Source organism: Rhodococcus sp. S3 (genome assembly GCF_058211795.1).
In genome coordinates this window covers 2,253,744-2,265,192 of sequence record NZ_CM177074.1, presented here as the reverse complement: position 1 = coordinate 2,265,192, position 11,449 = coordinate 2,253,744, and the positions used below count along the sequence as shown (strand labels likewise).

10 protein-coding genes are annotated in these 11,449 nt (G+C 69.5%); 1 reads left to right on the top strand and 9 read right to left on the bottom strand.

Annotated elements, in window-relative coordinates:
• Both aroC and AC0LPE_RS10560 read right to left on the bottom strand, forming a co-directional pair.
• On the bottom strand, positions 1 to 1,188 hold the full coding sequence (gene aroC, locus AC0LPE_RS10565; protein ID WP_026061033.1) for a chorismate synthase: 1,188 nt from the start codon (positions 1,186 to 1,188) through the stop codon (positions 1 to 3).
• Positions 1,189 to 1,236: 48 nt separating this feature from the next.
• Positions 1,237 to 1,854, bottom strand: coding sequence for a prepilin peptidase (locus AC0LPE_RS10560; RefSeq protein WP_490606159.1), 618 nt, complete (start codon positions 1,852 to 1,854; stop codon positions 1,237 to 1,239).
• A 163-nt stretch (positions 1,855 to 2,017) separates the two neighbouring features.
• On the opposite strand from AC0LPE_RS10560, the gene AC0LPE_RS10555 reads away from it, so the two are divergent.
• Positions 2,018 to 2,398 (top strand): DUF1622 domain-containing protein, encoded by a 381-nt coding sequence (locus AC0LPE_RS10555; RefSeq protein WP_490606158.1) that lies wholly within the window; start codon positions 2,018 to 2,020, stop codon positions 2,396 to 2,398.
• On the opposite strand, the gene AC0LPE_RS10550 is transcribed toward AC0LPE_RS10555, so the two are convergent.
• From AC0LPE_RS10550 to alaS, 7 genes are all read right to left on the bottom strand, one after another.
• A complete protein-coding gene (locus tag AC0LPE_RS10550; protein ID WP_490606157.1) occupies positions 2,391 to 3,638 on the bottom strand; it encodes an RNA polymerase sigma factor in 1,248 nt (415 codons plus the stop codon). The genes AC0LPE_RS10555 and AC0LPE_RS10550 overlap by 8 nt on opposite strands.
• Positions 3,639 to 3,651: 13 nt before the next feature.
• Positions 3,652 to 4,008, bottom strand: a complete 357-nt coding sequence (locus AC0LPE_RS10545; RefSeq protein WP_490606156.1) for a YciI family protein — start codon at positions 4,006 to 4,008, stop codon at positions 3,652 to 3,654.
• Between the two features lie 148 nt (positions 4,009 to 4,156).
• Entirely contained in the window at positions 4,157 to 5,308 is a 1,152-nt protein-coding gene (locus tag AC0LPE_RS10540; protein WP_490606155.1) for a thiolase family protein, read from the bottom strand.
• Between the two features lie 162 nt (positions 5,309 to 5,470).
• Positions 5,471 to 6,325, bottom strand: a complete 855-nt coding sequence (locus tag AC0LPE_RS10535; protein WP_490606154.1) for a shikimate dehydrogenase — start codon at positions 6,323 to 6,325, stop codon at positions 5,471 to 5,473.
• Positions 6,315 to 8,171 (bottom strand): endolytic transglycosylase MltG, encoded by a 1,857-nt coding sequence (locus tag AC0LPE_RS10530; RefSeq protein WP_490606153.1) that lies wholly within the window; start codon positions 8,169 to 8,171, stop codon positions 6,315 to 6,317. The genes AC0LPE_RS10535 and AC0LPE_RS10530 overlap by 11 nt, the downstream gene beginning before the upstream one ends.
• Complete coding sequence (ruvX, locus tag AC0LPE_RS10525; RefSeq protein ID WP_423658969.1) at positions 8,168 to 8,686, bottom strand: Holliday junction resolvase RuvX; 519 nt, start codon at positions 8,684 to 8,686, stop codon at positions 8,168 to 8,170. Before ruvX ends, AC0LPE_RS10530 begins: the two co-directional genes overlap by 4 nt.
• 2 nt (positions 8,687 to 8,688) lie before the next feature.
• A complete protein-coding gene (gene alaS, locus AC0LPE_RS10520; protein ID WP_423658970.1) occupies positions 8,689 to 11,355 on the bottom strand; it encodes an alanine--tRNA ligase in 2,667 nt (888 codons plus the stop codon).
• Between the last annotated feature and the right edge of the window lie 94 nt (positions 11,356 to 11,449).

Genomic DNA, 11,449 nt, shown 5'->3' with positions numbered 1-11,449 from the left:
TCACCGCGGCGGCCGCGCCGCGATGCCCTTCAGGTAGTGGTCGATGTTGCTCACGGTCTCGGCGAGCGAGTCGCCGCCGAACTTCTCGAGGGCGGCCTGCGCGACGACGAGGGCGACCATCGCCTCGGCGACGACACCCGCTGCGGGCACCGCGCACACGTCGGAGCGCTGGTGGATCGCGACGGCCTCGTCGCCGGTGGTCATGTCGACCGTCGACAGGGCACGCGGGACGGTCGAGATCGGCTTCATCGCCGCCCGCACGCGCAGGGCCTCACCGTTGGTCATGCCGCCTTCGATGCCGCCGGCACGGTTGCTCGAACGGAGCACACCGTCGGGGCCGGGCTTCATCTCGTCGTGGGCGGCGCTGCCGCGTCGGCGCGCGGTCTCGAAGCCGTCGCCGACCTCGACACCCTTGATGGCCTGGATTCCCATGAGGGCCGCGGCCAGTCGCGCGTCGAGGCGATCGGCACCGCTGACGAACGAACCGAGGCCCACGGGCAGCCCGTGCACCACGACCTCGACGATGCCGCCGAGGGTGTCGCCGTCGCGCTTCGCGGCCTCGATCTCGGCGATCATGGATTCCTCGGCGGCCTTGTCGTAGGCGCGCACGGGGCTCGCGTCGATCGCGGCGAGATCGTCGGCACCGGGTTCGGGGCCGACATAGGGATCGGATGCGCCGATGGAGATGACGTGCGAGACGACCTCGGCGCCGAACGCCTGGCGCAGGAAGTTCCGGGCGACGGTGCCGGCCGCCACGCGTGCTGCGGTCTCCCGGGCACTGGCACGCTCGAGGACGGGACGCGCGTCGTCGAAGCCGTACTTGAGCATGCCCGCGAAGTCGGCGTGGCCGGGGCGGGGACGGGTCAGCGGCGCGTTGCGCGCCTGGCCTTCGAGCAGTTCGGCATCGACCGGGTCGGCGGCCATGATGGTCTCCCACTTGGGCCATTCGGTGTTGCCGATCTCGATCGCGATCGGGCCGCCCAGGGTGCGTCCGTGCCGGACGCCACCGATCACGGTGACCTTGTCGGCCTCGAACTTCATGCGTGCGCCGCGGCCGTAGCCCAGTCGCCGTCGCGCGAGTTGCTCCGAGATGTCGTTCGACGTCACCTCGACTCCGGCGACCATCCCCTCGAGCATCGCGACGAGGGCGGGACCATGGGATTCTCCAGCAGTTATCCAACGCAGCACACGTCCATCCTTCCATGTTCGTCCGCCGGCTCGACATGCCGCCCCTGGTCAACCCGTCGAGATCGCCGCCAGTGCCGCGGCGGCGCACATCGACGGTCCGTGCGGAAGCACGCGCGGAGCGGCACGCGCTCCCCCGCGGCCGGCCTCCCGGAGCCGCAGAAACAGGGCCGCACCTGCGGTGAGGACGGGTGGGAGGAGTGCACCGAGGAGTACCGCCGAGGGGCCGGCGAGTCCGGTGACGGCGCCGAGACCGAGGGCGAGTTTGACGTCGCCCGCACCCACCGACCGCGGCACCACGAGGTGGGTGATCAACAACGGTGCCGCGAGCAGGAGTGCACCGGCGAACGCCGCGCGGCCGTGCCCCGTCGCCGCGGCCACGCCGAGGATCGTGCCCGCTCCCCCGAGGGTCAGTACGTTCGGCAGACGCCGCACGAGCAGGTCCACGGCGCTCAGGCACACGCACCACCATCCGAACATCGCTGCTCCGACGACCGCGGCACCTGTGGTGATCGAGACCGCGACGAGTGCGGCTGCCGCGCATGCCGCCTCGCACAGACCCGGCGGTGGCCGACGACCGGCCATTCCTCCCGCCACCACGCGCACGATCGCTCCCACGCCCACGCCGAGGACCACCGTCGCGAGCACACCCACCGTCTCCCCTGCCACGACCCGGAGCATCTCCCATCCGCACTCGCAGGCAGGGTGTTCGCGCGGTGTCCGGCCCGGCCTGTGGACAGGCACACCTCCTGTGGACAAAGCCGCACGGTGCGGCGATCGTCCTGCGAGGATTGCCGGAGTCTGTCGGTTCCGGTCGGAAGGTTCTGGTCGAATGGAGATTTCGTCGCTGCTCGAACACGTGGGCACGGCCATCGACGTCGTCGGAGTCGGCGTCATGGTGATCGGCGCATTGGCGGCGACGTGGATCGCGGCGACCGCCCGGCGGGGCGGGCCGGGTTCGGAGATCTACGAGCCGTACCGGCGCAATCTCGGCCGGTCGATCCTGCTCGGTCTCGAATTCCTGGTCGCCGCCGACATCATCAAGACCGTCGCTGTCACGCCGACCTTCACATCGGTGGGTGTGCTGGCGGTCATCGTGCTCATCCGCACCTTCCTGAGCTGGTCGCTGCAGCTGGAGATCGATGGCCGGTGGCCGTGGCAGCGTTCGGTTCCCGAGGCCGGGACGACGGCCGGCACGACACCGGCTACCTGAGCGAGCCCCGGAGCTCGTCGCGCCGGTGCAGGAGATGGGCGCGTTCGATCGTGTTCGCCGTCCGCGCGGCGGCGGTGGCGTATGCCTCGCTCGCCTCGGTGATCCGGCCGAGGCGGGCGAGCAGGTCGGCTCGGACGGCGTGGAAGACGTGGTACGGCTCGAGGTGGAGGCGGTCGACGATCCCGAGAGCGACTGCGGGACCCTCCACTTCGGCGAGTGCGACGGCCCGGTGCAACGCGACGACCGGTGTGGGGTCCGTGGCCATCAGCAGGTCGTAGAGCGCGACGATCTGCGCCCAATCGGTGTCCTCGAAGGTGGGCGCGTCCGCGTGCACTGCGGCGATCGCGGCCTGGATCTGGTAGGGCCCCGGCCTGTTCCAGCGCAGGGTGCGCCGCACGAGTGCCTGCCCTTCGTCGATCAGCGCGCGGTCCCACCGCGAGCGGTCCTGGTCTGCGAGCAGGACGAGTTCGCCGCCGGGTCCCGTCCGCGCCGGGCGCCGGGATTCACCGAGGAGCATCAGGGCAAGAAGTCCGGTGGTCTCGGGATCGCCGGGAACGAACCCGGCCAGCACACGCGCCAGCCGCACCGCCTCCGAACACAGGTCCGTGTCGGCGAGTTCGGGTCCGGCGCTCGCCGTGTGGCCCTCGGTGTACACGAGATAGAGCACGGACCGCACCGCGTCGAGGCGTTCGGGAAACTCGTCCGGAGACGGGATACGGAACGGGATGCGCGCGTCGCGGATCTTCCGCTTGGCGCGGGAGATCCGTTGCCCCATCGTCGTTTCGGGAACGAGAAAGGCCCGGGCGATCTGCGCGGTGGTGAGTCCGCCGAGCAGCCGCAAGGTCAGCGCGACTCGCGACGCAGGCGCGAGCGCCGGGTGACAACAGGTGAAGATCAGACGGAGGCGATCGTCGGGGATTTCGGGCGAGTCGACTGCCTCGGGGTCGAACGCGACGCCGGATGCCGGGTGGAGCAGGTCCGCCTCGGCGTGCTTGACCGAGCGTGCGGCCTCCCGCCTCGCCCTGTCGATCGCCCGGCGACGGGCGGTGGTGATGATCCATCCGGCCGGGCTCGGCGGGATCCCCTCCCCGGGCCACCGTTCGACGGCGGTCGAGAAGGCGTCCTGCACCGCGTCCTCGGCGACGCCGATGTCGCCGAGGACGCGGGTGAGCACGGCGACCGCCCGGCCGTACTCCTCACGGAAGACACGTCCGATGTCGGCGGCGGAGGGCCCGGTCATCGAGGTGTGCACGTCATCCGGCGCAGGATCCGAACGCCAGGGGCCTCACCTCGATGGGCAGTGTGGTGGCGTCGGCGAGACCGCGCGCCCACTTCAGCGCCTCGTCCAGGTCGGGCACATCGATGACGTCGAAACCGCCGAGATGCTCCTTACCCTCGATGTACGGACCGTCGGTGGTCACCGTGCGCCCCTCGTCCGTGCGCACGACCGTCGCCGTGTCCGGCGGGTGCAGGCCGCCGGAGAACACCCAGACCCCTGCCTCCCGGATCTCGTTCTGCCACGCCGCGACCTTCTTCATGATCGGTTCCAGGAACTCCGGTGACGGCGGTTCACCGTCGGGCTGGTAGATGCTCAGCAGGTACTGCGCCATGGCGGGGTCCTTTCCCTCGGCGGCCGGCGGTTCCGGCCTCTCACCCTCTACACGAACGGTAGGGCGCCGATTCGACACCTGCGCGGAGAAATCCGCTGCCCACCCGCTCAGGCATCGCGGGTGGACAGCGGACGGTGTCGGGTGCGGCCTACTGCGCGACGAGCTCGAGAATGGTGGCGTTGGCCTGGCCGCCGCCCTCGCACATGGTCTGCAGGCCGTACCGGAGATTGTTGCGGCGCATGTGGAAGATCATGTCGGTGAGGATGCGAGCACCGGAACCCCCGAGCGGGTGACCGAGGGCGATCGCACCACCGTTGGGGTTGAGCTTGTCCTCGGGTGCGCCGATCTCCTTCTGCCACGCCATGGGCACCGGAGCGAACGCCTCGTTGACCTCGAAGACGCCGATGTCGTCGATCGACAGGCCGGACTTCGCGAGCGCCTTCTCCGTCGCCGGGATGGGTGCGGTGAGCATGATGACCGGGTCGGAGCCGGTCACGACGGCAGTGTGGATCTTCGCGAGCGGGGTCAGGCCGTGCTTCGCGGCGGCCTCCTCGCTCATGATGAGCAGTGCGGCGGACCCGTCGGAGATCTGCGAGGAGTTCCCGGCGTGGATGACACCGTCCTCCTTGAAGACGGTCTTCAGGCCGGCGAGCTTCTCGACGGTGGTGCCGCGACGGATGCCCTCGTCCTGCGAGACGACGGTTCCGTCCGGGGTGGTCACCGGCACGATCTGGTCGGCGAACAGCCCGGCGTCCTGGGCGGCGGCGGCGCGTTCGTGCGAACGCGCGGAGAAGGCGTCCACGTCGGTGCGGCTCAGGCCCCACTTCTCGGCGATCATCTCGGCACCGATGCCCTGGTTCGGCCGCGCCCCGTCGTACCGCTCGAGGAAGGCCTCGGGGTAGGGCGACCCGCCCACGGAGGTCGAGGTGCCCATGGGTACCCGCGACATCACCTCGACGCCACCGGCGACGACGACGTCGTAGTGTCCCGCTTCGACGCTCGCGATCGCGAAGTTCAGCGCCTGCTGGCTCGAGCCGCACTGCCGGTCGATGGTCACGCCGGGCACGGACTCCGGCCAACCCGCTGTGAGCACCGCGGTGCGGGCGATGTCGATGGCCTGCTCGCCGGCCTGCTGCACGCAACCCCAGATGACGTCCTCGACGACCTCCGGATCGATGCCGGCGCGCTCGACCAGCGCGTTCAGGACCACGGCGGACAGCTGTGCCGGGTGCACGCCGGACAGGCCGCCGTTCCTCCTGCCGACAGGTGTGCGCACGGCCTGGACGATCACTGCACTCATGTCTGCTCCTTCTCGACCCGCAGGCGACAGCGGTGACGGCCGTCACGGCCGTCGGACGGGTCCGACACTACTTCGCGAACGGGTCGGAAACTGCTCGCGGACCATTCTTGTTCGGTATCGGACCCCTCACCCGTATCTATGGATCGAGGAGCGCGCGAATTCTCAGGCCGGGTGCGGAGAATTCAGGTCGAGTCCGACGGCGCGCGCCATCTCCGCGTGCGGGGCGGAGAGACCCGTGAACTGCTCGACCTGCCCGAACGCCTGGTTCAACAGCATGTGCAGACCGCTGACGACGCGGACGCCGCGCGCCTCGGCCGCTGCCGCGAGCGGCGTGGGCCAAGGGTCGTAGATCGCGTCGAGGATGCACGGGGCCTGTGCGAGAGCCTCCGCGTACGGCGCCGCCGCGGGTGCGGGCACGGTGCTCACGAGCGCTCCGGCCTCGGCGCAGACCCGGCCGAGTTCGGGTGCGTCGAACGACAGCCATCGGGCCTCGATGTCGTCGTCGAGACAATCGAACGTCGCTCGGGCCTTCTCCTCGGACCGAGCGACCACGGTCACCGAGCGCACACCGAGGTCGGTGAGACCGACGAGCGCCGGCCGCGCGGTACCACCCGAGCCCACGACGACCGCCGCCGCGTCGGACAGATCGCCGACGCCGGCCGAACGCAGTGCTCCGGACACGCCGTCGACGTCGGTGCAGTCGGCACGCCAGCCGTTCCCGATGCGGACGAGGGTGTTCGCCGATCCGATCCTCACGGCCCGCTCGGTGCGTTCGGTGGCGAATTCCAGTGCCGCGAACTTGCCGGGCATCGTGACGGACAGACCGACCCATTCCTCCCCGAGTGAGGACACGAGCCCCGGCAGTTGTTCACCGGTGCATTCGATGCGTTCGTAGGTCCACTCGGTCAGCCCGAGTGCCCGGTACGCCGCGAGATGCAACAGGGGCGACTTCGAGTGCGCGATGGGTTTCCCGAGGACCGCGGCCCTTCGGACACCCCCGTTCGGATCAGCGGCCACTGTCGAGGATCCCGCTCGCGAGTGCCAGTTCGGTGTTCTGCAGGTGCTCCTCGTAGGAATTCGCGAAGAGCGTGGTGCCCTTGTCGTCGATCGTCACGAAGTAGATCCATTCCCCCGGTTCCGGGTTCTCCATCGCCTGCAGCGCACCGATGCTCGGTGACGAGATGGGCGTCGCCGGCAGACCGACCATGGCGTAGGTGTTCCAGGGGGTCACCCGCGCGCGGTCGGCGTCGGTGGTCGCGAGTTCGGTCTCGTCGAGCTCGTAGTTGACGGTCGAATCGAACTGGAGCATCTGGTCGATGTCGAGGCGGTTGAGGATCACGCGCGCGACCTTCGCGAAATCCTGTGGCAGGGCCTCGCGTTCGACGAGCGATGCGGAGATGAGCATCTCGTACGGGGTCAGCCCCACCCGTGCGGCCGCGTCGGTGATCCCCGTCGCGTCGTAACTCGCAGCGCTTTCCGACACCAGGCGGGCAAGGATCTCGACGGGTTCGGCCGTCGGATCGAAATCCCAGCTGCCCGCGGCGATGAGGCCTTCGAGCTGCCGCCTGCGGTCGGGCACGTTCGCCACCGCGTCGCGCGCCCATTCCGGAACGCCGAGTGCCTGCAGGTCCGGGGTGGCACCGGCCGCGTCGAGTTCCTCGTAGGTGACGCAGTTCTCGGCGGCCGGATCGCCGTGGCAGCTCGCCTCCGCGATGAGTGTGTAGATGCCCTTGCGGACGGCACCGGTATTGACGTCGCGGATGTCGTGGAGCTGACGTCCCTCGGAGATCACGAGCGCACCGACCCGGCTGGCCGGGTCGACGAGCGCGGCGACGGCGTCGACGGCCGGGATGTTCGTGGCCACCTGGTAGAAGCCGGGCTGCAGCGAGTTCATCCCCGAGTTCTGCACGGCCGCTTCGTAGAAGGCGGCGGAGCTCGCGACGACTCCCTTGTCGACGAACTCGCTGCCGATCTCCCCGGCGGTCTCGCCCGGGTTGACCTGGACGACGACGGCAGGTCCGGGAGGTCCCGTGAAGTCCGGCGGAAGGTTCGTGCCGAGGAACCGGTCGTAGGCGAGATAACCGCCGCCCACGACGACGAGCAGGAGCACGGCGGCGGCGAGCGCGCCCACGACCCGTCCGCGTTTCTTGCGCCTGCTCGCCTTCGGATCGCGGCGTGCAGCGCGTTCCGAACCACCGACCGCGACGGGGACCGCACGTTGCTCGGCGGTGATCTCCTCCGCTGCGACCGCGTCGTCGGCGGGGTCGTCGTCGCGGTGGCCGTCACGGTTCGCGTCGCGTGCGGCGTAGGAGTATCCGCCCGGGTACTCGTCGTCGAGATGTCCACCCTCGGGGTGATCGGCCGGAGCGTATCCGGGATCGGTGTCGGTCGATCCGTCCTGCTCGTACCCGGATCCTGCGTAGCCCCCGTCGCCGTAGCCCTGCTCGACGTACCCCTGCTCGACGTACCCCTGGTCCGCATAACACTGTTCGGCGTAACCCTGTTCCGGGTGACCGGGCGGCGGGCCGTCGAACACACCCGGCTCGAAGTTCAGGACCGTGGTCTCGTGATCGTCCGGATCGGGTCGACGGGCCTCCGGGGTCTCACCCGGGGCGCCCTCGTACGCACCACCGCCGTACGGGTCGTGCCCGTACGCATCGTGACCCCGGGGGCCGGATGCGTACGGATCGTCGTACCGGTACCGCGGGTCGGATCGATACGGATCCTGGGATCCGGTGCGATACGGATCCTCTGCTCCGGTGCGATCGACCGGCGGTTGCGTGTACCCACCGGCATAGGGATCCGCGAACAGATCCTCCCGTGCGTTCTCCGAATGGTCGTCGTGTCGTCCGTGCCGGCTCACCGGCTGCCCCCCGCGTCACGCCCCGACTCGTTCACTACCGAACTCCGCTCGTCCAACCAACCCTGCAAGATGGCCACGGCGGCAGCCTGGTCGATGACCGGCCGCGCACCTCGCGCACTCACCCCGCTCTCGCGGAGGGCGCGCGCCGCAGTGACCGTCGTGAAGCGTTCGTCGGCCATGCGCACAGGAACGTCGGGTAGGGCACGGCGAAGTCGGCGCGCGAAGTCGCTCGCCAGTTTCGCAGCCTTGCCGGGCTCACCGCGCAGTGTCTGCGGCAGCCCGACGATAACCTCAACAGCCTCGTATTCCCTAACGATCTCGACGATGCGCCGGATATCGGGTGCGTCGGGTCCGCGTTCCTTGGACCGCGGCACCGTCTCGACCGGGGTGGCGAGGATGCCGTCGGGGTCGCTGGAGGCGACCCCGATCCGGACGCTGCCGACGTCGACTGCGATGCGGCGACCACGGCCGGGATCGTCCACTCCGGGACGATCGGGGCGCGGCGGTTCGGCCACGCTCAGCCGGCCAGCTCGCTCAGGCGGGCACGGAAGGCATCGAGTGCGGCCGGGATACCGGCCGGATCCGACCCTGCACCCTGCGCCATGTCGGGCTTGCCGCCACCGCGACCACCGATCGCGGGACCGAAGCTCGCAACGAGGTCGCCTGCCTTGATGCCCTTCTCCTGCGCTGCCTTGGTGGTGGCGACGACGAAGGGCACCTTGCCGCCGGCGTTGCCGAGCAGCAGCACCACGGCGGGCTCGGTGCCGAGCCGGCCACGGACGTCGGATGCGAGTGTGCGCAGGTCGTTGCCGGCGACACCCTCAGGGGCGGCGTCGGCCACGACGAGCACGTCACCGACGCGCTGCGCCTTGCCCACGTACGTTCCGGCTGCGGCGGCGACGTTCGCCGCGCGGGTCTTCTCGAGTTCCTTCTCGGCGGCCTTGAGCCGGTCGAGCAGGGCCTCGACACGTCCGGGCACCTCCTCCGAGGGAACCCTCAGGGTCGAGGACAGGCCCGCGAGCAGCGCGCGTTCCTTCGCCAGGTGGCGGTAGGAGTCGAGACCGACGTACGCCTCGACGCGGCGGATACCGGAACCGACGGACTGCTCACCGAGGAGCGTGACGGTGCCGACATGCGAGGAGTGCTGCACGTGCGTGCCACCGCACAGCTCCATCGAGAACGGCCCACCGATCTCGACGACGCGGACCTCGTCGCCGTAGTTCTCGCCGAACAGGGCCATCGCACCCATCTTCTTGGCCTTGTCGAGGTCGGTGACGAAGGTGTTGACGGGATAATTCGCCGCGACGGCCTCGTTGGTGACAGCCTCGATGTCCTGCTTCTGCTGCTCGGACAGGGCGCCGGGCCACGAGAAGTCGAAGCGCAGGTAGCCGGGCTTGTTGAGCGAACCGGCCTGCACGGCGTTGGGGCCGAGCACCTCGCGCAGCGCGGCGTGGACCAGGTGGGTGCCGGAGTGGCCCTGGGTGGCGCCCTTGCGCCACTCGGGATCGACCTGCACGAGGACGGCGTCGCCTTCGACGACCTGACCCTCGAGCACCGTGACCTTGTGCGTCCACAGCTGCTTGGCGATCTTCTGGACGTCGTCGACCTTGATCTTCAGGCCGGGGCCGGTGATGGTGCCGATGTCGGCGATCTGGCCGCCGGACTCCGCGTAGAGGGGGCTGCGGTCGAGGATGAGCTCGACCTGCTGGCCCGCGCTCGCCGCGTGCAGGCGCTCGCCACCGGTGATGACGGCGAGCACGTGCGCCTCGGTCACCAGCTCGCTGAAGCCGGTGAACTCGGTGGGACCGCGGTCGAGGAGTTCCTTGTAGACGGTCAGGTCGGCGTGGGCGTGCTTGCGGGCGCGGGCGTCGTCCTTGGCGCGCTGGCGCTGCTCGGCCATCAGCGACCGGAAGCCCTCCTCGTCGACGGTCAGGCCCGCCTCGGCCGCCATCTCGAGGGTGAGATCGATCGGGAACCCGTAGGTGTCGTGGAGGGTGAACGCCTCGGTGCCACCGAGCACGTTGCTGCCCTGCGACTTCACGGTCTCGACGGCGCCTTCGAACAGCTTGCTGCCGGTACCGAGGGTCTTGAGGAAGGCCGTCTCCTCGCCCACCGCGACGGTCTCGATGCGCGAGAAGTCGGTGTCGAGTTCGGGATAGGACGGGGCCATGGTGTCGCGCACGACCGCCATGAACTCGCGCATGGTGGGCTTGTCGGCGCCGAGCAGACGCGCCGAGCGCACGATGCGGCGGAGCAGACGGCGCAGCACGTAGCCGCGGCCGTCGTTGCCGGGGTTGACGCCGTCGACGATGAGCATCGCCGCGGTGCGGGCGTGGTCGGCGATGACGCGGAAACGCACGTCGTCGTCGTGCTTCGCACCGTAGACGGCGCCGGTGAGTTCGGCGGCCTTGTCGATCACCGGGCGCAGCAGGTCGGTCTCGTAGACGTTCTCGACGCCCTGGAGCAGGAAGGCGACGCGCTCGACACCCATGCCGGTGTCGATGTTCTTCTTCGGCAGCGGGCCGAGGATCGGGTAGTCGTCCTTCGCACCGCCCTCACCGCGCTCGTTCTGCATGAACACGAGATTCCAGATCTCGATGTAGCGGTCCTCGTCGGCCTCGGGGCCGCCTTCGACGCCGTAGGCGGGGCCGCGGTCGTAGAAGATCTCGGAGCACGGGCCGCACGGTCCGGGGATGCCCATCGACCAGTAGTTGTCCTTCATGCCGCGACGCTGGATGCGTTCCTCGGGCACGCCGACCTTGTCGCGCCAGATCGAGAACGCCTCGTCGTCGTCGAGATAGACCGTCGCCCACAGCTTCTCGGGATCGATGCCGTAGCCGCCGTCCTCGACGGAGCCGGTGAGCAGCGACCACGCGAAGGTGATGGCCTCTTCCTTGAAGTAGTCGCCGAACGAGAAGTTGCCGGCCATTTGGAAGAAGGTGTTGTGGCGGGTGGTCTTGCCGACCTCCTCGATGTCGAGGGTGCGCACACACTTCTGCACCGACGTGGCGCGGGTGTAGGGCGGGGTCTGCTGACCGAGGAAGTAGGGCACGAAGGGGACCATGCCGGCGTTGACGAACAGCAGGTTGGGATCGGCGAGGATCAGCGACGCGCTGGGCACCTCGGTGTGTCCCGCCTTCACGAAGTGATCGAGAAAGCGCCTGCGGATCTCGTGGGTCTGCACGTCGATGGTCCTTTGTGGTCTGGCGATGGTGTGAACTACCCGGGACGGGCGGTCGATCCTGTCGATCGGCCGTTCTTCAGCTTATCGCGCCGCC

Bases quoted from the DNA above. Each gene is read 5' to 3' on its own strand.
- AC0LPE_RS10555 (WP_490606158.1), top strand. From the start codon at position 2,018: ATGGAGATTTCGTCGCTGCTCGAACACGTGGGCACGGCCATCGACGTC.
- AC0LPE_RS10550 (WP_490606157.1), bottom strand. From the start codon at position 3,638: ATGACCGGGCCCTCCGCCGCCGACATCGGACGTGTCTTCCGTGAGGAG.
- AC0LPE_RS10545 (WP_490606156.1), bottom strand. From the start codon at position 4,008: ATGGCGCAGTACCTGCTGAGCATCTACCAGCCCGACGGTGAACCGCCG.
- AC0LPE_RS10540 (WP_490606155.1), bottom strand. From the start codon at position 5,308: ATGAGTGCAGTGATCGTCCAGGCCGTGCGCACACCTGTCGGCAGGAGG.